The organism is Shewanella basaltis (genome assembly GCF_023283885.1).
In the GTDB taxonomy this organism is placed as follows: Bacteria; Pseudomonadota; Gammaproteobacteria; order Enterobacterales; family Shewanellaceae; genus Shewanella; species Shewanella basaltis.
In genome coordinates this window covers 284,262-307,436 of record NZ_JAKILA010000002.1, presented here as the reverse complement: position 1 = coordinate 307,436, position 23,175 = coordinate 284,262, and the positions used below count along the sequence as shown (strand labels likewise).

21 protein-coding genes are annotated in these 23,175 nt (G+C 42.9%); 5 read left to right on the top strand and 16 right to left on the bottom strand.

Going from position 1 to position 23,175, the window contains the following annotated elements; all coding sequences use genetic code 11:
- The first annotated feature begins 11 nt into the window (after window positions 1-11).
- Together pfaD and L2703_RS03150 are read left to right on the top strand one after the other, a co-directional pair.
- On the top strand, window positions 12-1,640 hold the full coding sequence (gene pfaD, locus L2703_RS03155) for an eicosapentaenoate synthase subunit PfaD (protein WP_248969681.1): 1,629 nt from the start codon (window positions 12-14) through the stop codon (window positions 1,638-1,640).
- Between the two features lie 26 nt (window positions 1,641-1,666).
- Window positions 1,667-1,924 (top strand): hypothetical protein, encoded by a 258-nt coding sequence (locus tag L2703_RS03150; RefSeq protein ID WP_248969680.1) that lies wholly within the window; start codon window positions 1,667-1,669, stop codon window positions 1,922-1,924.
- A 127-nt stretch (window positions 1,925-2,051) separates the two neighbouring features.
- On the opposite strand, the gene L2703_RS03145 is transcribed toward L2703_RS03150, so the two are convergent.
- Window positions 2,052-2,741 carry a fumarylacetoacetate hydrolase family protein gene (locus L2703_RS03145; protein WP_248969679.1) on the bottom strand — a complete coding sequence of 230 codons (690 nt, stop codon included), beginning with the start codon at window positions 2,739-2,741 and terminating at the stop codon, window positions 2,052-2,054.
- A 216-nt stretch (window positions 2,742-2,957) separates the two neighbouring features.
- Here L2703_RS03145 and L2703_RS03140 point away from each other — a divergent pair, with 216 nt between their 5' ends.
- On the top strand, window positions 2,958-4,994 hold the full coding sequence (locus L2703_RS03140; RefSeq protein ID WP_248969678.1) for a methyl-accepting chemotaxis protein: 2,037 nt from the start codon (window positions 2,958-2,960) through the stop codon (window positions 4,992-4,994).
- A 699-nt stretch (window positions 4,995-5,693) separates the two neighbouring features.
- Here L2703_RS03140 and L2703_RS03130 read toward each other — a convergent pair.
- From L2703_RS03130 to L2703_RS03115, 4 genes are all read right to left on the bottom strand, one after another.
- Entirely contained in the window at window positions 5,694-7,277 is a 1,584-nt protein-coding gene (locus L2703_RS03130) for a methyl-accepting chemotaxis protein (RefSeq protein ID WP_248969677.1), read from the bottom strand.
- 973 nt (window positions 7,278-8,250) lie between these two features.
- Window positions 8,251-9,261, bottom strand: a complete 1,011-nt coding sequence (locus tag L2703_RS03125) for a succinylglutamate desuccinylase/aspartoacylase family protein (RefSeq protein WP_248969676.1) — start codon at window positions 9,259-9,261, stop codon at window positions 8,251-8,253.
- Window positions 9,261-10,166, bottom strand: a complete 906-nt coding sequence (gene rimK, locus L2703_RS03120) for a 30S ribosomal protein S6--L-glutamate ligase (RefSeq protein ID WP_248969675.1) — start codon at window positions 10,164-10,166, stop codon at window positions 9,261-9,263. The genes L2703_RS03125 and rimK overlap by 1 nt, the downstream gene beginning before the upstream one ends.
- Window positions 10,167-10,170: 4 nt before the next feature.
- Window positions 10,171-10,602: an ATP-dependent zinc protease family protein gene (locus tag L2703_RS03115; RefSeq protein WP_248969674.1), complete on the bottom strand. Its 432-nt coding sequence runs from the start codon at window positions 10,600-10,602 to the stop codon at window positions 10,171-10,173.
- A gap of 754 nt (window positions 10,603-11,356) precedes the next feature.
- On the opposite strand from L2703_RS03115, the gene L2703_RS03110 reads away from it, so the two are divergent.
- Together L2703_RS03110 and L2703_RS03105 are read left to right on the top strand one after the other, a co-directional pair.
- Window positions 11,357-12,028, top strand: a complete 672-nt coding sequence (locus L2703_RS03110; RefSeq protein WP_248969673.1) for a DUF2461 domain-containing protein — start codon at window positions 11,357-11,359, stop codon at window positions 12,026-12,028.
- 135 nt (window positions 12,029-12,163) lie between these two features.
- A complete protein-coding gene (locus L2703_RS03105; protein ID WP_248969672.1) occupies window positions 12,164-13,525 on the top strand; it encodes an RsmB/NOP family class I SAM-dependent RNA methyltransferase in 1,362 nt (453 codons plus the stop codon).
- 69 nt (window positions 13,526-13,594) lie between these two features.
- Here the strand turns inward: L2703_RS03105 and L2703_RS03100 are convergent, their stop codons facing one another.
- The 11 genes from L2703_RS03100 to L2703_RS03050 all read right to left on the bottom strand — a co-directional run bounded on the left by L2703_RS03100 (window position 13,595) and on the right by L2703_RS03050 (window position 23,173).
- Window positions 13,595-13,993, bottom strand: a complete 399-nt coding sequence (locus L2703_RS03100; protein ID WP_248969671.1) for a DUF2802 domain-containing protein — start codon at window positions 13,991-13,993, stop codon at window positions 13,595-13,597.
- Window positions 13,994-14,075: 82 nt separating this feature from the next.
- Window positions 14,076-14,570 (bottom strand): chemotaxis protein CheW, encoded by a 495-nt coding sequence (locus L2703_RS03095; protein ID WP_248969670.1) that lies wholly within the window; start codon window positions 14,568-14,570, stop codon window positions 14,076-14,078.
- A gap of 2 nt (window positions 14,571-14,572) precedes the next feature.
- Window positions 14,573-15,637 (bottom strand): chemotaxis protein CheW, encoded by a 1,065-nt coding sequence (locus tag L2703_RS03090; RefSeq protein ID WP_248969669.1) that lies wholly within the window; start codon window positions 15,635-15,637, stop codon window positions 14,573-14,575.
- On the bottom strand, window positions 15,621-16,415 hold the full coding sequence (locus tag L2703_RS03085; protein WP_248969668.1) for a ParA family protein: 795 nt from the start codon (window positions 16,413-16,415) through the stop codon (window positions 15,621-15,623). Before L2703_RS03085 ends, L2703_RS03090 begins: the two co-directional genes overlap by 17 nt.
- Before the next feature lie 40 nt (window positions 16,416-16,455).
- Entirely contained in the window at window positions 16,456-16,908 is a 453-nt protein-coding gene (locus L2703_RS03080; protein WP_248969667.1) for a membrane anchored protein in chemotaxis locus, read from the bottom strand.
- Window positions 16,901-18,118 (bottom strand): protein-glutamate methylesterase/protein-glutamine glutaminase, encoded by a 1,218-nt coding sequence (locus L2703_RS03075; RefSeq protein ID WP_248969666.1) that lies wholly within the window; start codon window positions 18,116-18,118, stop codon window positions 16,901-16,903. Before L2703_RS03075 ends, L2703_RS03080 begins: the two co-directional genes overlap by 8 nt.
- A gap of 25 nt (window positions 18,119-18,143) precedes the next feature.
- Window positions 18,144-20,384: a chemotaxis protein CheA gene (locus L2703_RS03070; protein WP_248969665.1), complete on the bottom strand. Its 2,241-nt coding sequence runs from the start codon at window positions 20,382-20,384 to the stop codon at window positions 18,144-18,146.
- A gap of 15 nt (window positions 20,385-20,399) precedes the next feature.
- On the bottom strand, window positions 20,400-21,137 hold the full coding sequence (locus L2703_RS03065; RefSeq protein WP_248969664.1) for a protein phosphatase CheZ: 738 nt from the start codon (window positions 21,135-21,137) through the stop codon (window positions 20,400-20,402).
- A gap of 13 nt (window positions 21,138-21,150) precedes the next feature.
- A complete protein-coding gene (cheY, locus tag L2703_RS03060; RefSeq protein WP_007649667.1) occupies window positions 21,151-21,534 on the bottom strand; it encodes a chemotaxis response regulator CheY in 384 nt (127 codons plus the stop codon).
- Between the two features lie 45 nt (window positions 21,535-21,579).
- Entirely contained in the window at window positions 21,580-22,299 is a 720-nt protein-coding gene (locus L2703_RS03055) for an RNA polymerase sigma factor FliA (RefSeq protein ID WP_248969663.1), read from the bottom strand.
- Window positions 22,292-23,173 carry a MinD/ParA family protein gene (locus L2703_RS03050; protein ID WP_248969721.1) on the bottom strand — a complete coding sequence of 294 codons (882 nt, stop codon included), beginning with the start codon at window positions 23,171-23,173 and terminating at the stop codon, window positions 22,292-22,294. Before L2703_RS03050 ends, L2703_RS03055 begins: the two co-directional genes overlap by 8 nt.
- Window positions 23,174-23,175: the final 2 nt, after the last annotated feature.

Sequence of the window (23,175 nt, the reverse complement as noted above, 5' to 3'; positions counted from 1 at the left end):
AGGAAAACATAATGACAACCCAATTAAAAAACGAAAAGCTTTCTCCATGGCCTTGGCAAGTGAGCCAGCAGCACGTTAGTTTTGATCCAGCAGGGATCAACAAAAAGCTTAAAGACTTGTCGCAAGCCTGTTATGTGGTCAATGATGCTCAGCAAGGTTTAGGCGTTGCACAGCAAGCTCAAGTGGTGACAGATACCATCACCAATGCTCATGCCCTGCCCGTTAGCGCCTTTGCCCCAGCGCTTGGCACCCAAAGTTTAGGTGACAGTAATTTTCGCCGTGTTCATGGGGTAAAATATGCCTATTATGCTGGAGCCATGGCCAATGGTATTGCTTCTGAAGAGCTAGTTATCGCATTAGGTCAGGCGGGTATTTTATGCTCGTTTGGCGCCGCGGGACTCATTCCCTCGCGCGTTGAGCAAGCCATTAAGCGCATTCAAGCTGCCCTGCCAAATGGGCCCTATGCGTTTAACTTAATCCATAGCCCAAGTGAACCCGCGCTCGAGCGTGGTAGCGTTGAGCTATTTTTAAAACACAAAGTACGCACCGTTGAAGCCTCAGCCTTTTTGGGCTTAACACCGCAAATTGTCTATTACCGCGCAGCAGGGTTAAGCCGTGATGCTCAAGGTGATATTCAAATAGACAACAAAGTTATCGCCAAAATTAGCCGCACCGAAGTGGCAATTAAGTTTATGCAACCAGCCCCGGTAAAAATACTGCAACAACTGGTGGATGAAGGTCTTATTACGCCAGAGCAAATGGCGCTAGCACAATTAGTGCCGATGGCGGATGATATTACCGCTGAAGCCGATTCTGGTGGTCATACCGATAACCGCCCATTAGTGACCTTATTACCCACTATTTTGGCGCTTAAAGATGAAGTACAAGCCAAGTACAATTACAAAACACCCATCCGCGTAGGCGCCGGTGGTGGTGTCGGTACGCCCGATGCTGCCCTAGCAACCTTTAACATGGGCGCAGCATTTATTGTCACAGGTTCAATTAACCAGGCTTGTGTTGAAGCCGGGGCCAGTGAGCATACGCGTAAATTATTGGCCACCACAGAAATGGCCGATGTCACCATGGCGCCAGCAGCCGATATGTTCGAAATGGGTGTTAAACTGCAAGTGGTCAAACGCGGCACCTTGTTCCCGATGCGCGCTAACAAGTTATACGAAATTTACACTCGTTATGACTCAATAGAAGCCATCCCGAGCGATGAGCGTGAAAAACTTGAAAAACAAGTGTTTCGCTCAAGCTTAGATGATATTTGGGCCGGTACAGTGGCGCATTTTAATGAGCGAGACCCTAAGCAAATCGAGCGCGCTAAAGATAACCCTAAGCGCAAAATGGCATTAATTTTCCGCTGGTACCTTGGGCTATCAAGCCGTTGGTCAAACACTGGGGAAACAGGCCGTGAAATGGATTATCAAATCTGGGCCGGACCTGCACTAGGTGCATTTAACGCCTGGGCAAAAGGCAGTTACTTAGACGATTATACTCAACGACATGCTGTCGATTTAGCAAAACACTTAATGCATGGCGCAGCTTACTTAGCACGAGTCAATCTACTTGCCGCACAAGGTGTGAGCCTGCCCGTTGCATTACAACGTTGGCGCCCCGTGGATCAGGTGAAATAGCCTGAGTTCAAGATAAAGGAAGCATAATGAGCGACACACAAAAACTCGATTTTTCAGCGGTAAATGACACCACATCAGCGTCATTCAACCAGCAAAAAAACCTGATAAAACGCATGCTAAAAGGCAACAGCGCCACGTGTACCGACTGCAATAAGCCACTCACATTGCAATTGCCACCCAATAGTAAAAATGCCAAACCAAGCGCAAAAGCGCCTGGCATTTATTGCGCGAAAGGCTGCACTGATATCGAGCTTGATATGGAAGCCGTTGCATTACTGAAATAATGCCAAACTGTACGATGAATGAAAAAAGACCCTCTTTGCTAAGAGGGTCTTTTTGAAAGCATTAATACCATTGCGCCTGAGTAAGTGATATCTCAGCGAGAATTATTAATGCGCAATGGTATAAAGATTAAACGGCTTGCCACTGCTTAACTAACATGGCTTGACCACACAGTTCTACCATCGATTTATCTCCAGACAGCGCTGTTTCAAATACCTCAAACGGCACATTTGGCCACAGACTAATTTCAAACGATGTATTGGCCAAAACAACACCAACGCCTTTTGGGGTACCGGTCATCACAATATCGCCGTCGTTCAAGCTCATAAACTCATTGATGGCAGTAAACATGGCTTGGGGCTGGTAAGTCATTAATTGCTGATGCCCAAGTTGAGTCACCACGTTATCAATGGTTAATTGAAAACACCAATCTTGCTGCGCTGGTGTGATGGGCATAAATTCGCTAAACAATGCAGAACCGTCAAACGCTTTACTGCGCTCCCACGGTAAGCCCTGCTTTTTAAGTTTGCCCTGTAATTCACGCTTGGTCATATCCAGTCCAACACCAACGGCGCTAAATTGACCATCCTTTACCATAAAACACAGCTCGGCTTCATAATGCAGGGGTTCACCCATCTCACTGTTTAAGGTGTCTGTGATGGCCGAATTAGGTTTTAAAAACACCACCATGTCATCGGGAATGTCATTACCCAACTCATGAATATGGTCAACGTAATTACGCCCAATGCAAATAATTTTGGATGGCGTGACAGTCAAGTCACCATTATGTTGCTTAAACACTATTCCTTTTACACTCACATTAACCTCACTTTACATAACGATGGCATGACATATTAAGCACAACATGTAAATAACGATGATTTACACGAAACCGCAATGCTAATCAAACGAATAAATGGCTTCGCAACATTGCTTTACCTTACAACAACAATTACATTTATTTAACAACGCGATAAAAAGTCTTACACAATAAATTTGCTCTGTTTGTACAGCGCTCATAATAAGAGACACTCAATGACCATGTTTACGCTCACGATTAAACAAAAAATTGCTCTGGGATTTGCCTCAATAGGCATCTTATTAATTGCTGGCAGCAGCTTTTTTTACCGTTCACTGAGTAAAATTCAAACCGCGAATAGTAATATTGAAGTATTAGCGGTACCAGTCCAAAACCAATCTACGGCATTACAAATTACCTTGCTGAAAATGGCCAAAACAGAAAGCTTGGCATACTCACAAATAGGCAACGACGATATTGCGATAAGTTTTAAGCAATTTAAGGCTTTGCAGCAAGATTTTTCGAATGCATTAGCGGATTTGTCAACAAAAGTGGCAAACCATCCTCAAATGAATCAAGCCCTCAGCCAGGCAAAAAATGTCTACCAACAATATGCCGATGTCTCTCAAACTATGTTTAGTGCCAAATTGGCCATTGAACAAAGTAAAAATAATTTCAGTTCACTTAAAAAACAATTTGATAATCTTAAAATCGATGCCAGCAACAATATGATCGATCTAGAAATTGTTGAAGCCCCTGCAGGAGAAGAACAATTACTTGAGGCCGTTATCGGTTCAGGAGTTCGTATCGATGACATGCTATTTACCCTAGGCAACACAGTCACCGAGCTTGGTCGTTTAACCACTGCTGAGGCAGTAGAAATACACAAACAAGATGTGGCAATGCTGCTTGGTAACATTACCACTAACACTAACTATCTCAAGCAACAAGCTGCACCGCTGCCTGTTTCACAATTGTTAGCAGACTTCGATGCCAATTTAGCTAAACTCCTGGTGTTAGTCGATGCTCCGGGTGACTTGTACAAAGCACAAATGAAAGTGGTTGAGCAATTTCAGCAAGCAGAATCAAGTTATATAAAATCAAATCAACTATTTGAATCAACAAACCAGCAATTAGATCAGCTTGTTCAACTCGCTAACCAAGGCTTTAACGATATGCAAATGCTTGCAGTCGATGAAGTAACCACAGCAAAAACACTCGCCATTTTAATGGCCGTTGTGTTTGTACTGATGGCAGGCTTTATTTATTACTTCACCTCAAATGCAATGTTAGGCCCATTACAGGCCAGTAATCGAGCCTTGTCGCGTATTGCCAGTGGCGATTTATCGCGGCGCCTAACAAAGCGCAATGACGATGAATTTGGTGAGCTCATGGAAAACATCAATAAATTAACAGATGATCTAACGGGGTTACTGCAAGACATCAATCGAGACGCTCATTTACTTGATGATGCAGCCATTCGCTCGCAAGAACAAAGCCAAAAAATATCCCAATCTGCGGTTGGGCAAATCAGTAATATTGCACAAGCAAAACAACTGGCAGAACAAATACACCACAGCTCTATGACTGTGAATGAGCAAGCATTAGAATCAGAGCAACACGTAAAATTAGCCTCAGTCCAAGGGGCTCAAGTGAAAACTATCGCCAATGATAACCGTGTTCGAATTGATGCTTTGTCAAAGGGCTTGAGGGATTCAGTGAGCATTATGACTAAGCTAAGCCAACACAGCGACAATATTGGAGGTATTTTAACGACCATCAGTGCGATTGCCGATCAAACGAACCTGCTTGCACTTAATGCGGCCATTGAGGCAGCAAGAGCGGGCGAACACGGACGAGGATTTGCGGTAGTGGCCGATGAAGTACGCTCACTTGCTTCACGAACTCAGTTATCTACTGCTGAAATTCAAACAATGATTACTGCACTCCAGCAAGAAACCACCAAAGCGGTCAGTGCCATTTCTCAAGGCCAAAATCAAGCCAATGAATGTGTAGAGCAAAGCCTATCTTTACATGATGCTATTGAACAAATAGAAGCGGCATTAAGACTGATTAATGGCATGAGCCAAAGTATTACACAAGCTGCAGATCAACAGGTCAGTTACAGTCAGAAAATTGAGCAAACCATGACAGAAACCGCTGACGCTGCCACGCAAAATGCCAGTGAGTCAACAACAATGGCGCAGCGCAGTGAACAGCTAAATAAACTGGCTCATTCATTAACCACCTCAGTGGAACGCTTTAAGCTGTAAGAGCCAACTGCTGGTGCTTAAAAATAGAGGTTAGAGATTAGAGATTAGAGATTAAAAAATAGAGCCGTCATGCTGATATCATAACCAAAGGGCAACATAGTTTGAGCAACGTATAACACTGACCGTTAATGACCATCATCAAAATATTAATACCATTCCGCGTTAGCAAGTGATCTCTCAGCGAGAATTTAAAAGGGCTTAAACAAGGCGAATGACTGAATGAATAGTTATTCTCTTTCGAAGTCATGCAACGCAGTGTAAGCCCTTTTAAAACTCGCCTGAAAGGAATGCCCCAGCGGCTTTTGCTCTGCGTTCTCGCTATTTGAAAGGGAACAACCATTACTACATAGCGACGCCTTAATCAAAAACCGCTGGACGCATTCTGAGTGGTCACTTATTAATGCGGAATGGTATAAGATGCTAAAGCATAATAAAAGGCCAGGCAATAAAGCCTGGCCTTGTCGTATGTAATACTAATCCTTATTAACCTGAGTTCGGGATAAGGGATGAACTTATACTATTTAAAATCAACATGTTACCCGCTCTCACTTTCAAACTTGTCATTTGTTCTGCTAACAAGGCGAATTGACGCGTCAATAGCTAGCCTATTGTAAGTCGATTCAACACAGTGAGCAGGGCAAAGGACTGTTTGAAAGGCATTCAATATCCCGAGCTCAGGTTTATTAGAAAGTGCCGTTTTTATTTTTTACCTAAGGTACCCACTGCAAAGCGGCGAATAATTGAGCGCACCATCAATACGGCTTGCCCTAACTCACTACTATTGTGCAATGATTTTTGTGACGACTCTTTAGTGATTTCAGCCGAATCAGCAATATCAATAATTTGTTGGTTAATATGCTCAGCCACTGCACTTTGCTGTTCAACGGCAGCAGACATTTCTAAGGTCAAGTGGGTAATTTGCTCAACTGATTGATTAATAGAAGACAGTGCATTTCTCGTTTTATCAACAATTTCAACACCTTTTGTTGCAGCTTGTTCCCCCTTAATCGACACCTGCACAGCGTTATCAGCCCGTTTAGTTAATACATTAACAATGCCATGAATTTTATCGGTAGATTCACGGGTTTTTAATGCCAAAGAACGCACTTCATCTGCAACCACACTAAAACCTCGGCCTTGCTCACCCGCTCTTGCAGCCTCAATGGCCGCATTTAGTGCAAGCAGGTTAGTTTGATCGGCAATGCTAGAAATTAAGCTCGCAGCTTGACCTATTTCAACCGTTGACTCAGATAACTCTCTAACAGTTGTGGCTATGTCGGCAACCGATAAGTTTAATTCATCAATAGAATGTTTTGCTTGATCAGCCAGTTTAGCGCCTTCATTAACGTTCTCTAACGCATCTTTAGCGCTATCTGCATTGCGTTCCACATTAATTGACACCTCCTGAATGGCGGTTGACATTTGCGTAATCGCTGAAGCAATTTGTTGGGTCGAAACGCTTTGCAGCGCAACAGCCTTTGCGGTTGATTCAGCCTCAACTTGCGTATGTTCAACAATACCGTCTAAGGATTTAGCCGCATCCTCAATACGTGTCATTGCCGTGCGGCAACGCGCCACTTCACAACCTAGGGCTAACTTGGCTTGGGCCTTTGCACCAAAATCAGCAAAATAGGTTTCGGCAACGGTTAAATCACTAAACGAATTGGGATTAAGTTGAACCACCTCGAACCAGTCTTGTTGCTGTTTATAGCCTAACCACCCACAGCTAATAACCATAGTTAACAGGCCTATTGACCCTGCAAGGCCACCCCACAATTCAAACAAAATACCACAGAGCACTAACATAGGCAGCCAAGCGGGCAGTAATTTAAGTGTATGATGTTTTATCTTTGCAGATAATGGCCGCGGGGGCTTTTGTGCTTTTATACGGGAATATGCAGCTTCAGCACGAGTAATCTCTGAGGGTAAAGCAACCACTCTAACAGATTCATAACCAACAACTTGATTGTGTTCAAACACAGGAGTGACAAACGCACTTACCCAGTAATGATCGCCATTTTTACGTCTGTTTTTTACCAACCCCATCCACACTTTACCGCTAGAGATACAAGCCCACATTGCTTTAAAAATCTCACTGGGCATATCAGGATGGCGCACTATGTTATGTGGTTTTCCGATTAATTCATCTCTGTCAAAACCACTGACTTCAACAAACGCATCATTGCAATAAGTGATATGGCCCCGTAAATCGGTTCCAGAAATAAGGCGAAGATTATCATCAAAATGAAATTGTTTTTGAGTAACGGGTTGATTATTACGCATAGGCACCGACTTCCTTGTCTTTGAGTATTGTTTAGGATTAATCTTTTACCATCAGTAATCAAGCTAGCTTGGGTTTGGCTATCTTGGTGAGCTGAATGTTATTTGAGTTAGCAACGCGTCACTCGGTGCCAATAGTGTTAAACACCAAAGCAATTTATGCTTTGCCAAAATACACTCTGCACAGAAAAACCGTTTTTAGCTGCCCATCATGGGCTGCATTTGTTGGCCATTGTTAAGGCGTTAGCACCTTTTTAATATTAAATCACAACGCTCCTACACTTCGAGCATGCGCCATAGCCAACAATTTACGACAAAATAACCTTTACAGTTCAACAATCCCGAGCTAACACTACAATTATGCTGTTCAAAAGATTGGGATAAAAACATTAATTACCAATTCATAATATAGCGTGAAATAATGTAAATGTATAACCGTACTTTTACTAAGTTTAAGTGTAGTATCTTCTTGAATTTTTACAATTAAGTTGCATACAAAAATGTTAAATATACAAAATGCTATACGCTAATTTTTTTGCGTCTTCATCTCCTAGAGTGCCAACAATAAACTGATTAACTCCAACTCTGGTTAATCTTGATGCTACAAATAGCCCAACATGATGCATTCAAATTTGAAATCTACGCTGATATGTTTTTAATCGAGGCGAATGGATTGTAGCCTAGTCACCTAAGCAACTCTTTATTTGTAAAGCATCGTTCAACAAAGAGTAAAACGTTTTTAGCCGAACCCTGTGGGCAGCGTTTGTTGATCATTTTTACTGCGTTATCGACTTTTTATGTAGAATAACTACACCTCAAAGTCTCTGCCGCGCACTTGTATATGAGTAATGGCCAACCATTCGCTGCAAAAACAACCTTGAAAGATCAACAGGCCCTAGCATTAGGGTAAAAAAATGGCGTGGAATACTTTCCACGCCATTACAGTCAACATCATTTGAGGGTGTTATGTGTCAGGTTATGCATATTCCTGCATAAAGTCATCGAGATTATCGTTGATAATTTCAATTTCATCGCCACTAAATTGGGCAATATGGAATAACGCTTCACCTTCATTGGTTACAGGTATATTACTGTTGCCAATGATAATTCCATCTGTCGGAGCCAAAAGTGAGAATGGCTCACCGCCCAAAGGGTTTACAATGTTAGCTAACACCTGCCCTTTGGAGACTCGCTCACCGAGTTTCAGTTTTATATTAACTAATCCATCAGCTTCACTGCGTACCCAATAACTGCGGCTGGCGTTAACACTGTGAGTCGCTTTAACCTTACCTTTTAGCATACCAATACATCGCATGACATTAAGTACACCACTTAAGCCAGATTTAATTGATATATCACTAAAGCGTAAAGCTTCTCCGGCTTCATATAAAATACACGGAATATTAAGACTATTAGCATAACCACGCATAGAGCCATCACGTGCTTTTGAAGACATCACCACTGGCGCACCAAAGGCGTTTGCCATCGCGAGCATGGTTTCATCGTCAGTATCACAACGAATTTGCGGTAAATTTTCGCGGTGAATGGCTCCTGTATGCAAATCAACAATATGAGTTGCGCGTTTCACTAACATGCTGCTAAACAAATAGGCCAAGCGACTCGCTAACGCCCCTTTAGCAGAGCCTGGAAAACAACGGTTTAAGTCCCGACGATCTGGCAGGTAACGTGATTGCTGAATAAAGCCAAATACGTTAACAATGGGGACAACTAACAAGGTGCCAGTTAAGGTTTTAGCATTCACACGACCGAGCAAGCGTCGACATATCTCAATGCCATTTAACTCATCACCATGAATAGCTGCGCACACAAGTAATGTGGGCCCAGGTTTAGTGCCGTGAAACACTTCAACATGCAAATCCATTGGTGTATCGTTATACAGTTTTGCAGCAGGTAGCTTGACACTCAGTTGTGTTCCAGCAGTCACTGATACGTCACCGATAACAAACGGTTCGTGCTTTTTTGCCATTAACCGACTCCTTTGGTCTTTGCGCTAGTAGGCTTTACATTTTTTTCGATAAATTGGATGATTTTATCTGCAACGTCAATACCTGTCGCTTTTTCAATGCCTTCAAGTCCTGGAGAAGAGTTCACTTCCATCACTAATGGACCGTGCTTTGACCTTAGAATATCAACACCTGCGACATTTAATCCCATGGTTTTAGCTGCACGTAATGCTGTTGAGCGCTCTTCTGGAGTTAATTTTACAATGCTGGCAGAACCACCACGGTGTAAATTTGAACGAAACTCACCAGGTAACGCTTGGCGTTTCATGGCAGCAATCACACGATCACCAATCACAAAACAGCGAATATCAGCACCGCCCGCCTCAGCAATGTATTCTTGCACCATAATGTTGGCTTTTAGGCCCATAAAGGCTTCAATAACAGATTCTGCTGCTTTACGTGTTTCAGCTAACACCACACCAATGCCTTGCGTGCCCTCGAGTAATTTAATCACACAAGGAGCCCCACCAACCATGTCTAATAAATCAGGCACATCAGCTGGCTGATTCGCAAATCCAGTAATTGGCAAGCCAATGTTTTTACGTGACAAAAGTTGCAATGAACGTAGCTTGTCCCGCGAGCGAGTAATGGCAACAGACTCGTTTAATGGGTGTGTTCCCATCATCTCAAACTGACGTAAAACCGCGGTACCATAAAAGGTCACAGACGCGCCGATACGAGGAATGACCGCGTCAAACTTTGGCAGTTCTTCACCGCGAACATGGATGCTCGGCGCATTCATGTTGATGTTCATATAACATTTAAGCGGGTCAACAATCTTAATCGTATGGCCGCGGGCTTCTGCCGCTTCTTTGAGCCGACTTGTTGAATAAAGATTGCGATTTCTCGACATAATGGCGATTTGCATGTTGCTACTCTCCTGCTAAATATGACTCGGCTGAATTAACCAAAAAACGCCCTTCTAACGCGCGTCGACCAAGTAACATTCTAAATTTCATGTTATCTCTGTTTGTTAAGGTCAGCTCGATGTCGAATTGTTGGTCACCAATAATAATCGGTGTCTGTATCACGTAGCGGTTAGTCACATGTCCGCCAGAGTCACTGACTGCTCGGCGATCAAATACAGGGAATTCGCACACTACTTCACGATCTGAGTCTTGCTCCGGATGAAGCCAAACTCGGACCCACTTTTGTTTATTTTTTTGGAACGGTTTAATCTTAAACGCATGCAAACAGGACGTTTTTGCACCAGTATCCACTTTGATTTTGACTCTTTCGTTGCCAATCTCAGGAAAAGTGCCCCATTCTCGCCAACCCACTATACCGAGGGAGTGTTCAGTCATGGTCAATCCTTTCTTGTAGAGGAATTTTCATTCCAGAGTGTAATCTATCCATAAAAACTATTTATGATTATGTACTGTAATACCATCAAGCTGTGACTTTGTTATCATCAATGTGACCTTGTTCAATCTATTCTCGCCAACCAAATAATTAAAACCAGCTAACGTTGAGCGCCACTAAGCCACACTGAACACACTAACATGTTAATCAGAAAAAATGTTATACCAATGTGAATGAATGTGATTTAGGGAAGTTACGATCAAGGTGCCATCAAAAATTAACAGCAAAAATAGGATAAAACAGTATTTAGATCAATTTTAACACTAAATCCTTATTTATATCAAACTAACATTCATCTCGGACAAAAAATAAACTATCAACTCAGTAGCTTACAGCAGATTAAAAACCACATTCAAAGCCATAAAAAAATAAGTTAATTGTAAAATTATCGCCAATATACGCCACAAAAAACAATAACCGATTAAATAATAAGCATTTCAATCGCCCTAATTAACATCACCAAATGACAATAGACGTTGCGTCAACAAGGCAATCGCGCTAATCATGACCAAAACAAGGCATAAATGATTCCCAACGCCCAGGTTAAATGACATGATTAATCTAAAATAATAGCCTTCTAGGTGATATTGCACTCCAACGCCGTTGGGTTAACATGCATTGTTGCCGCACCACTAAAACAACTACACATCAAGTAAGTGTATTGCAGTGACATTCATCATATTAAAAGGTACTGCCATGTTCAGCACACATAGTTTTCAATTTTTACAACAACTGGCAAACAACAACGACAGAGAATGGTTTAAGGCAAATCAAGCCGAATATGAAAACAAGGTTCGCACACCTGCACTAGACTTTATAGAAGCAATGCAAGGCCCTATCTTAGCGCTATCACCTCGGTTTACCGCAGTCGCTAAAAAAGTAGGTGGCAGCTTAATGCGCCCACAACGGGACAGTCGCTTTAGTAAAGATAAATCCCCATACAAAACCAATGTTGGTATTCAGTTTAGGCACTTTCAGGGAAAAGATGTTCATGCCCCTGGGTTTTATGTGCATGTGGCTAATGATGAGTGTTTTATTGCTGCGGGTATTTGGCATCCCGAAGCCAAAGCACTAAATGCCATAAGGCATTGCATTGATGAAAACCCTAACGGCTATCAAAAAGCCTTAGCAGCGTTAAAACAAGCTGGCTTTGAATTAACGGGTGACAGTTTAGTTAGGCCACCACGGGGATTTGACAGCCAACACCCATTAATTGATGAGCTTAAACGTAAAGACTTTATTGCCATTAAAGCCGTCACTAAAGCACAAGTTTGCAGTGAAGACTTTGTCGCATTTTGCAGTAACGAGTTTGAGCAAACCCGCTCATTGATGGCCTACTTGTGTTTTGCCTTATCGTTAGATTTTTAACCCAAACCACATTTTTAGTTGCCGCAACTAACTCCGCAGACCAATGCGGTTTTCGCCACAAGGCATGGTAAACTAGCGCCATATTGCATTACGTTGCACCAATACTGTTGCTATTTAGTCACTTCAGGTTATTTAATGAGTCAAACATATTCTGCTAAACCCTTTCTGTCTGTTATAAATGACAGCGTTGATATTGATATCAGCACACCTGCACAAAAACGTGCACTGAGTTATGCCAGCACCATTGAAATGCTGTTTAACCAGGTCATGGGCAGCAAAATGCCTGCCGATAGGATTATTGGACAATACTTTCGGGAAAACAAAAAGCATGGTTCAAAAGACAGACGTGTTATCCGCGAAAGTTTGTTTGGTTTGTTCCGTTGGTGGGGCTGGTTAAGTCAGTTACAAAGCGAGCAACCCCACGTGACATGGTTTAGACAGTTAAGCGCTTGCGCTGCACTTGAACAACATGCTTGGCACGATATCACTCAAGCATGGGATTTAATTGCCGCGTGGACGCCAACAGAAATACCAAGAACAAACAGCGGCAACATTAGTGACAAACTTGCGTTATTTACGTCGCTTTCAGGCCTAACCGCCTGTCAACCGAGTGATTTACTGCCTAGCTGGTTCTGGCAAACCTGCCCTATTACAACCGCCGATGAGCTCGCAGTCGTAGAAGCTATGACCAGTCGCCCGCCAATATGGGCTCGTGTGCAGAGCATGAAGACCACCGCTGCCCTTGCGCAACTGAATAAAGCCGGAGTTGACGCCATTGCTAGTCAATACTTTCCTGACGCCATTAGCCTCGGTCACAAAAGCCTCAATCTCAACGCTATTGATGTTTACAAGCAAGGGCACATTGAAATCCAAGATTTAGCCTCGCAAGTTATTGGCCAAATATGTCAACCTCAAGCCGATCAAATGTGGTGGGATGCATGTAGCGGCGCAGGAGGTAAAACCTTACAGTTACGTTCATTGATGTTACAACAAGATCTGCAAAGTCAGGGCACAATTACCTCGTCTGACATCCGTAACAAGCCATTAGAAGAACTCAATAAACGAGTGAAACGTGCAGGCTTTAATAATATTACAATCGCGCCGTGGACATCGGATGCCTTACCGGTTAACCCTGGCACATTTGATGGTGTGTTGGTTGATGCGCCTTGTAGCTGTACAGGTACCTGGCGACGTAATCCGGATATGCGTTGGTTAGATGATGCCAGTGCGGTGAACGATAAACCTGCGTTACAACTTGATATTTTAACCCGCAGTGCTGCTGCAGTGAGATCAGGAGGGCAGTTAGTGTATGCAACCTGCTCATTGTCACCTAGCGAAAACGAGCAGGTGGTTGAAGCATTTTTAGCGCAAACCAATGAATTTGAATTAGTGCCAGTAGTTCATCCATTTACAGCTCAGTTGTGCAACATGCTCACTATATGGCCGCAAATTGCTGACAGCGATGGGATGTTTGTCGCTAAAATGCGCCGCAAGTAGATACTGAATCATAGGTAAATAAAAGCGCCATCAAATTTGATGGCGTTTTTATTTCACTCGTTGTAATGATTATTTTCTATGCAATCGCAAAATCAGTTCAGCCTCTGCTTTAGGTAACTCACACTCTTGCATTAACTCTTCCACTCCAGCCCCTAAGCCCACCATTTTAACAGCGCGAGAATATAACTTAGCTTGTGGGTCTTGTTGACTGGCTTCTTCGAGCTTGTCTGACTGCTGGGAGAGCTTTTTCTCTAACTCAAGAACACGACGACCAACCCCAATAGTACCGCTTCGAAGTTCATGCAATTCACGCTTTACGGTTTCACGTTGACGATCACTTTCTTTGACCAAAACCGTTAAAGCGTCAACTTTGGTTTTTAACTTGCGTGATTGTTTCTGTAAATAAAGCACCATGCCCAGGCAGCCTACCACGCAAACTAGTGCTGCAATTAACAATTCATCACCCATCTATGTACCCATACAGCCATGTAGTCGAGCAAAACAAAAAAGCCAACATACAAGGGTTGGCTTTTGGGTTACAACCTTGATTTTAGAGTTGAGTTAATTCAACCCACTCTTCATCAGACAATAGCTTGTCTAGATCTACTAAAATCAATAGTTCATTATCACGATTACTCACACCTTGAATAAACTTGGCGCTTTCTTCAGTACCCACGTTTGGTGCATTGTCTATTTCAGAGCGGCGTAAATAAACGACTTCTGCAACGCTGTCGACCAAAATACCAATCACTTGCTTTTCAGCCTCGATAATAACAATTCGGGTTGAGTCGTCAAGTTCAGCTGATTGCAAACCAAAGCGTGACCGAGTATCAATGACGGTTACCACGTTACCGCGAAGATTAATAATACCCAACACATAATGAGGTGCACCGGGTACTGGCGCAATCTCGGTATAACGTAATACTTCTTGTACCTGCATAACATTTATGCCGTAGGTTTCATGGTCTAGCTTAAATGTCACCCATTGTAATACCGCATCGTCTTTACCCGCAGCAACAGCTGCTACACTTCTAGAATCGCTCATAGTTAACCTCGGTCAATCGAATCCTGACAACCTAAACCAGCATCAAGCATTTCAATTAATGCTTGAACATGCAAAATACCACACATTTGTTGTTTTACTACCCCAGCAAGCCATGGTCGCTTACCTGGTTTTTCACGCCAATTGACGTGAGATTTATCTATTTTAACGGCATTAACCAGTGACTCACAGGTTAACCCCCAAGCACTATTTTCTAGCATAACAAGATATTGATAATTTACCGTTTCTGCCAGTTCTGGTGAATATTTTTCTGGCATCACCCAGGCACAAGTATCAACCACATTAATTTTACTGTCGCGGTGTGTTTGCACACCTTTAAACCACGATGGTCGACCAATAAGATGATTGATTTTATCTATCTTGATAATGCCACCTAAACTCACTAACGGCACGGCTAACGTTAATCCTGCAACATTAAAAAATAACACCTGAAACTCATCGTCTAACACGTCTTGTAAATTTTGAGTCACACTGGGTGGTATTGCACCCTTGGCGTGTTGCAATTGCTGGGCAGATTTTTCCTCTGCGAGTTTGTCATGCTTAATAATAGCGTCTTTTAACGCATTAAGCGTACTATCATCTGTTTTTATATCGACTAACGAGTTGATTTCTTTACCCGCTAGAGGCGTTTTTTGTAATTGCACACCGTCAACTGATGGCGCAAGAGTTTTAGTCTCTGTTTGACTAATAGCCTCACGCACTCTTTTGGCACTGGCTTTAATTTGCAATTGAATATCAGTTTGTTTGTCTGCTTGGGTCACAGCAGACAAGAGTTTTTCAAGTGCTAATTTATCGACCTGTGTTGCAGGTTCAGCAAAGCTTCGGCTACCGATAACTTTTGATGTTGATGCATTTGGCATCAACGCCTCGGGCTTATTATTAACGTAGGTATCTACCACACTTTTGCTGTCCACCGCTGGCGCAGAAGGACTTGAAGTAGTTCCTTTAACTGGTTTAGCTTCAGGCTGTATTACGGTCTTGGCAGGTGCCGGTTCCTGTAATAACAAACTGAAATAATCAAAAACAGTTTCATCAACCGATTTTGACATGAGCAAACTCCCGAGCGAATAAAAAATCAAGCAAGCGATTATATGCTTTAACCCCACGACTCGTTGGTGAGTAATGGGATGCCGGTAAATGCGCTAAACTGGCGTCTCTGAATTTAGTATCAACAGGGATCACATCATTTGGCCATAATGTTTGACCATACTTGTCTTGTAAAAATTGCAATGCGATTGGTGATGCTTTAGTGCGTTTGTCATACATGGTTGGTAGCACGGTATAACTGTAGCGTGTCTTTTTAGAACGGCCCATAATCTCCATGGTTTTTACCATTCTTTCTAAGCCTTTAATCGCCAAAAACTCGGTCTGCACCGGAATGATAATATGTTCACTGGCAGCAAGTGCATTGACCATTAACACCCCTAGTACGGGAGGGCAATCAATAATGGCCACATCATATTGTTCTTCTACTAATGACAATAAATTGCGAAGCACCAAGCCCATTCCCTCTTGATGTCCCAAAGAGCGGTCTAATGTTGCCAGGGCCATATTTGCAGGAATGATGTCTAGCCCTTCAATTTGAGTGGGGATCACATTTTGCAAAACCAATTCTTTAGTCAAGGTCTGATGATTAACAAATACATCATAAAGTGAGCCCGGCACTTCTTCTGAATCAATACCAAGATAATAGCCCAATGACGCATGAGGATCGGTATCAATCATCAATACTCGTTGCCCACGCTTGGCTATTGCTCCAGCAAGGCTTGCAACAGTGGTGGTTTTACCAACACCACCTTTTTGATTTGCCACTGTCCATACTTTCAAAAAAAGCCTCTCAACTTATCACTGTTCGATGGATTGCTCATTATTGTTTTTGTGGGGTATCTTCCCGAGTCGTGACTCGAATACCCCCATTAGGCAAACTAATGACTTTAACGCCTTGGGCGTTTTCAGACACGATAACCTCTTGTGACGGCAATGTCTGTGAGCTGTCAGCCGGGGATGATAATTGGTCATTAGTTGCCACGGCTGCCCCTGGGCCAATTAGCACACTTTTAGCTTCATTTTTACCCGTTTGGTTTATCATGGCTTGGGTTTGCTCAGGATGATTCAACAACCAGTTAGCAATGTGTTCAGCTTGATCTTCAGGTACCATCAATAGCACTTGCGAGGCCTTTAATTGCTCAATTTCTTTTGAGAGTAAAGACATTTTACGCTGCGAATCGACATATAAACTGCCTAATACTAGAATGGCAACCAAGCACAAAAATAAACCCAACGTCAGCTTAGTCGTGAGAGAGGTCGTTGAGTTAGCCACGACTTGTCTCTTTTAAAATAGCCTCAGCCATAGAATCAAGCGAAATAGAATGCGCTGCAAGCCCCGCAGATGCCACCGCTTGTGGCATACCATAAACGACGCAACTGGCCTCATCTTGAGCCCAAATGGTCGCCCCTGCCGATTTAAGCATTCTCGCCCCTTCCCGACCATCTGCTCCCATACCGGTTAACACAACTGCTAATACGTCACCACCAAAGGCTTTTGACGCTGAGGCAAATGTGATGTCAACACAAGGCTTGTAATTCATGTCGCTATTGCCTGCGACCACCTTTAAGCGCCCGGTCATTCCCGTACGCTCAATCATCAGCTGCATTCCACCAGGAGCAAGATAAGCACAACCAGAACGCATCACATCACCATTTTCAGCTTCTTTCACTTCAATTTTGCACAATGAGTTCAAACGAGCAGAAAACGCAGGAGTAAATGCGGCAGGCATATGCTGTATTAACACGATAGGATGAGGATAATTGGCAGGGAATGCCGTCAATACTTTTTGCAGCGCAACAGGCCCTCCTGTAGAGGTCCCAATAAGTAATAGCTTGTATTGTTTACCACTGGCTCTAATGCTAGCAACTGACGAACTGACCGGAGCCGCTTGTTGGCTTTGTCGCTCAACAGGTGATGAAGCAGAAGCACGTTGAGATAATGTCAGCGCACTATTTGTTGCACTGTGATTCGATAATCTTGAGGTTAACGGTCGACGTGCTGCGAGTGTTGATTCTGCGCCACCTATAGGGCGACGAGATTCTGAACTACTCGCAGGCAAAGGTGCAATGCTTGGACGGTATATTCTACGGCGTCCAAGAGCTTTAATCCGTTGTTGCAGCAACAAAATAGCTTCATCTTTGTTGGTCGCAATATCTTCAAAACGCTTAGGCAAAAAATCTAATGCACCCGCTTCGAGTGCGTCGAGTGTTGCTTTAGCCCCATCATGAGTCAAGGATGAAAACATTAAAATAGGCGTTGGATTATTGGCCATGATTGCTCTGACAGCACTAATACCGTCCATCACAGGCATTTCAATATCCATGGTTATCACTTGAGGTTTTAACTTTGCAGCCATATCAACCGCTTCTTTGCCATTAACAGCAACAGCAATGACCTCGAGATCAGGATCTTGGTTAACAATCTCACTGACTCGACGTCGAAAAAAGCTAGAATCATCTACAACTAATACTTTTATAGCCATTTAATTCCTTAAATTATGGAACTTTTTATTTTTTGTTTTTGGCATAATGTTTAAGTAAACCAGGAATATCGAGGATCAGTGCGATGCCGCCATCTGATGTAATTGTTGCCCCAGCCATACCAGGTGTGCCTTGTAACATACTCCCTAAGGGTTTAATGACAACTTCTTCTTGACCTATTAGCGCATCAACTACAAAACCAATTTGCATTGTACCTAATTGCACAATCACTACATGCCCATGCTTTTTATCGCCATGCTTAAACTTGGTTTTTTTGCTGTGAAGCCATTGCTCAAGATAAAATAAAGGCACGGCTTTATTACGGAAAATCACCGTTAATTGACCATCGACAATATTGGTTTTAGTCAAGTCTAGGTTGAAAATCTCATTAACACTTGATAACGGCAAAGCGAACACTTGCTTAGACACATCGACCATAAGTGTTGGCATAATCGCCAAAGTTAATGGCACTTTAATCTCAAGAATGGTGCCTTTACCTTTCATTGAGTCAATATGAACAGTACCGTTTAACTGATTAATACGGGTTTTAACCACATCCATACCAACGCCACGACCAGAAATGTCTGAGATCTCAACTTTGGTAGAAAAACCTGGTGCAAAAATCAGATTGTACGCTTCGTTATCAGTCATTCTTGCCGCGGCATCTTCGTCTAACACACCGCGACTGATCGCTATTTGTTTTAGCTTTTCGGGGTCCATTCCCGCGCCATCATCCTCAATTTTTAGCAGGATGTGATCACCTTCTTGACTGGCTGATAGGGTTATCGTGCCCGAGCGAGGTTTACCATTAGCCTCACGAGTGATTGGCATCTCAATACCATGATCAACCGAGTTACGGACTAAGTGGACGAGTGGATCGGCTAATGCTTCAACTAAATTTTTGTCTAGATCGGTTTCTTCACCAATCATGACTAAATCAATTTCTTTGTTTAATGTGCGCGCTAAATCGCGCACAACCCGAGGGAAACGACCAAACACCTTTTTAATCGGTTGCATGCGGGTTTTCATTACTGCACCCTGTAAATCTGCAGTAACAAGGTCAAGGTTTGCTAACGCTTTAGACATTTCTTCGTCTTCGCGAGTGATGCCTAAACTCACTAAGCGATTGCGCACTAGTACTAATTCACCCACCATATTCATAATTTGGTCAAGGCGAGCAGTATCAACACGAACCGTTGTTTCACCTTGCGGAACCGCATTGGCTTTTGCCGGCGCTTTTTCTTGAACAACGTCAGCTTTTGGCGCTACAGCAGGTTTAGCAACTGGCGCAGCTGCGGGCTTCGGTGCTGGTGCAGGCGCTGGTTTAGCCGCAGGAGCCGATGACGGTGTGGCTTTAGGAGCCTCTGGTGATTTAGCTGGCGTTGGTTTAGGAGATGCAGCCACAGCTGGAGCACCGCCTTTTCCATGTAATTCATCAAGTAATCGTTCAAACTCATCATCAGTAATTTCGTCTGAATCGACTAGTGGTTCAACTACAGGTTCTGCAGGTTTAGGTTTTTCGCTTACCGATTCGGCTTTAGCTTTAAAAGACCCTGAACCATGAAGCTCGTCTAGTAATGCTTCAAATTCATCGTCGGTGATTTCATCACTACTTGAAGATGATGCTGTCGACTTAGGTATCTCTGCTTCTTGGGCTATTGCCGCACCAGCAGAAGATGTAGGGCTTTTCCCTGTGCCGTGTAATGCATCGAGCAAGGCTTCAAATTCGGATTCGTCAATTTCGTCAATCGCCGCACCATTTGTGTCAGCGCTGGCTTGTGGGGTAATGTCTTCAATATACTCAGGTTCAATAACCTCAACAGCGTCTTCGATGACTTCTGGCTCAGAAGCGCTCTCGCCCATTTCTGAAGGCAAAGGAGCACCAGAGCTTAATAACTTCAGCTTTGAAAGTAAGTCAGAATCTGCAGGATCTTGTTGTTGCCCCTGTTGGGTTTGTGCAAACATGGTATTAATGGCATCAACAGCCTGCAAAATAATATCCATGAGCTCAGCATTAACACTGCGTTTGCCTGTACGTAGCAAATCGAACGTGTTCTCGGCTTCGTGACAAACGTCAACCATTGGAGTCAAACTTAAAAAGCCCGCTCCACCTTTTACTGTGTGAAATCCACGAAAAATGGCGTTTAGTAAATCACTGTCATCAGGATTATTTTCAAGAGCAACCAACTGCTCCTGTAGAAGCTCTAAAATTTCACCAGCTTCAATTAAAAAGTCCTGGAGTATCTCTTCATCAACATCAAATGACATTAAATTGACTCCTAATTAGAAACCCAGACTTGATAGCAGATCATCAACTTCATCTTGACCCGTGACCACGTCTTCACGTAACTCGGCATTCATGATTGGGCCTTCAGCCTCTATCTTATTATCTTTAACAGTAGGCAGCGATTCAGTGGTATGTTCACCAAACACAGTCAACATTGACACTAAATTACTCTCTACCTCTCGCACAAGTTCAATCACTCTGCGGATCATCTGCCCGGTTAAATCTTGGAAATCTTGCGCCATCAATATTTGATTGAGCAATTCGCGAAGACGATTTGAGTCATGCTCACTGTTAGACATAAATTGCTGAACGTCATGGCAAAGTGACTTGAATTCACCTAGCTCAATATCCCGACGCATCAATTTATCCCACATAGGAGTCACTGATTGAATATTGCTGATTATTGTATCGGCCAAAGGCAAACATTCTTCAACCGCATCCATGGTTTTATTAGCAGCTTGCTCTGTCATATCAATAACGTAGTTTAATCTTTCCTTAGCATCCGGAATTTCGGTTTTAGCTAATTCTGATAAACGGTTATCAACTTGAAAGTCCTTTAACGCACTGTGTAACTGGCGAGTGAGTTTTCCAACCTCCTCAAACAGCTCTCGCTGCAAAGGATGTGCTAACTCCCTGATGATTTCGTCAGCTTTATCTTGCTCTCCCGCCGATAGCAGTTCAACAAGTTGCTGGGCCTGTTCGAGAGTAATTAACCCCGATAATGATGCCTGCATGACTTATCCTTGCTTATGCTAATCGTTCAAAGATTTTATCTAGCTTTTCTTTCAACGTTGCCGCAGTAAATGGTTTAACGACATAACCGTTAACACCAGCTTGCGCTGCTGCAATAATTTGCTCACGCTTAGCTTCAGCGGTCACCATTAATACGGGTAAATGTTTGAGTGAATCATCTGCGCGGATTGCTTTAAGTAAATCAATACCCTGCATTCCAGGCATATTCCAGTCTGTTACAACAAAGTCAAAATCACCTTTTTGCAACATAGGTAGGGCTGTTGAGCCATCATCTGCTTCTTGGGTATTGTTAAATCCCAAGTCTCGCAACAAGTTCTTAATGATACGTCTCATTGTTGAAAAGTCGTCAACAATAAGAATCTTCATATTCTTGTCCAAGGTTTCCTCCGGTGAGCTGACACTCGTTTGCTCTATAATTAGTTATTATTCTTGTGTCCAATGCTTGAGTTTAGCTTTTAATCTGAGCATAGCCTGACTTAATATCTGACTTACTCGCGACTCGCTAACCTCAAGGATGGCACCAATTTCTTTTAAATTTAATGCTTCGTCATAATATAACGACAACACTAATGCATCTCTTTCGGGCAATGTTTTAATTGCTTCAACCAATGCTGATTGAAATTGAGTCTCAGCTAGAGAATCAAAAGCTTCATCTGGTGACTCTTCGTTTGTGCTCAACACATCTTGAGAAACACCAAGGTCTTCTATGCCTATGATTTTACCTACAGAAACATCATTTAAGATATGATGGTACTCATCGAGAGACATATCAAGTTTTTCAGCAATTTCTGTGTCTCGTGCATCACGTCCTAACAGTTGTTCAAGTTCATCAATAACTTGAGCTACACGACGATTATTACGATGAACTGAGCGCGGAACCCAGTCTCCGCGGCGAATTTCATCTATCATCGCCCCACGAATACGTATACCAGCAAAGGTTTCAAATTTCGCCCCTTTACTGCCATCAAATTTTGATGATGCTTCAAGAAGCCCCATCATACCTGCTTGTAATAAATCATCCAGTTGCACTGATGCGGGCAATCTTGCCAACATATGATGAGCAATTCTTTTCACCAACGGTGCATACTGTTCAACAATCGATGTTTTGTTATCGAACTGAGTATACGCTGCGGCTTTATTCACTCGCTCTCACCTCATCAACAGGTTTACGTTGTACTAAACGCTCAACAAAAAATTCTAGATGACCACCGGGTTGCTGTGGAATAGGCCAAGTCATTATCTTATTAGCCAACCCATGATAAGCAATCGCTGAGGGTGACTTTGGAAATGCCTCTACCACTAATTTTTGTTTGCGAATCGCTTTACGTAAATTTTCATCAAATGGCACAGTGGCAACCAATTCTAACGCCACATCTAAAAATCTGTCTGTTACTTTGCTAAGTTTAGCAAACAATTCCATGCCTTCACGTAAACTGCGAACCATATTAGCCACAATTTTAAAATGAAACACCCCATGTTCGCGACTTAAAATCTTAATTAAAGCATAGGCATCGGTAATGGAGGTCGGCTCATCACAGACAACAATCAGCACATCTTGCGATGCACGAGAAAAACTCAATACCATGTCTGAAATACCCGCCGCAGTATCAACAATTAATATATCAAACTGGGTACGCATTTCACTGAACGCTCTAATTAACCCCGCATGTTGAGCTTGGGTTAATTCCACCATGGCTTGAGTCCCCGAAGTGGCTGGAACAATACCAATACCTTTGGGGCCACGTACAATGATGTCATCTAATTCGGCATCACCTGATAAAACATGAGATAAATTTTTCTCAGCCCTGATCCCTAGCATCACATCTACGTTTGCTAAACCTAAGTCAGCATCAAGCACCAGTACACGTTTACCCTTTTCGGCCAGTGCGACTGCGGTGTTAATTGACACGCTTGTTTTACCGACACCGCCTTTACCACCGGATACGGCAATTACTTTAACTTTATCGTTATTTGGTTGATTCATCATACGTAAACCACTTGCTTGATCCCGAGTCATAT

Excerpts from the sequence above, each read along its gene's own strand:
- L2703_RS03130 (WP_248969677.1), bottom strand. The coding sequence starts at position 7,277 with ATGCGTAATAATCAACCCGTTACTCAAAAACAATTTCATTTTGATGAT.
- L2703_RS03100 (WP_248969671.1), bottom strand. The coding sequence starts at position 13,993 with ATGGGTGATGAATTGTTAATTGCAGCACTAGTTTGCGTGGTAGGCTGC.
- L2703_RS03050 (WP_248969721.1), bottom strand. The coding sequence starts at position 23,173 with ATGACTCGGGATCAAGCAAGTGGTTTACGTATGATGAATCAACCAAAT.
- rimK (WP_248969675.1), bottom strand. The coding sequence starts at position 10,166 with ATGCAAATCGCCATTATGTCGAGAAATCGCAATCTTTATTCAACAAGT.
- L2703_RS03110 (WP_248969673.1), top strand. The coding sequence starts at position 11,357 with ATGTTCAGCACACATAGTTTTCAATTTTTACAACAACTGGCAAACAAC.
- pfaD (WP_248969681.1), top strand. The coding sequence starts at position 12 with ATGACAACCCAATTAAAAAACGAAAAGCTTTCTCCATGGCCTTGGCAA.
- L2703_RS03115 (WP_248969674.1), bottom strand. The coding sequence starts at position 10,602 with ATGACTGAACACTCCCTCGGTATAGTGGGTTGGCGAGAATGGGGCACT.
- L2703_RS03070 (WP_248969665.1), bottom strand. The coding sequence starts at position 20,384 with ATGTCATTTGATGTTGATGAAGAGATACTCCAGGACTTTTTAATTGAA.
- L2703_RS03105 (WP_248969672.1), top strand. The coding sequence starts at position 12,164 with ATGAGTCAAACATATTCTGCTAAACCCTTTCTGTCTGTTATAAATGAC.
- L2703_RS03150 (WP_248969680.1), top strand. The coding sequence starts at position 1,667 with ATGAGCGACACACAAAAACTCGATTTTTCAGCGGTAAATGACACCACA.
- L2703_RS03125 (WP_248969676.1), bottom strand. The coding sequence starts at position 9,261 with ATGGCAAAAAAGCACGAACCGTTTGTTATCGGTGACGTATCAGTGACT.
- L2703_RS03140 (WP_248969678.1), top strand. The coding sequence starts at position 2,958 with ATGACCATGTTTACGCTCACGATTAAACAAAAAATTGCTCTGGGATTT.
- L2703_RS03065 (WP_248969664.1), bottom strand. The coding sequence starts at position 21,137 with ATGCAGGCATCATTATCGGGGTTAATTACTCTCGAACAGGCCCAGCAA.
- L2703_RS03075 (WP_248969666.1), bottom strand. The coding sequence starts at position 18,118 with ATGGCTATAAAAGTATTAGTTGTAGATGATTCTAGCTTTTTTCGACGT.
- L2703_RS03095 (WP_248969670.1), bottom strand. The coding sequence starts at position 14,570 with ATGAGCGATTCTAGAAGTGTAGCAGCTGTTGCTGCGGGTAAAGACGAT.
- L2703_RS03090 (WP_248969669.1), bottom strand. The coding sequence starts at position 15,637 with ATGTCAAAATCGGTTGATGAAACTGTTTTTGATTATTTCAGTTTGTTA.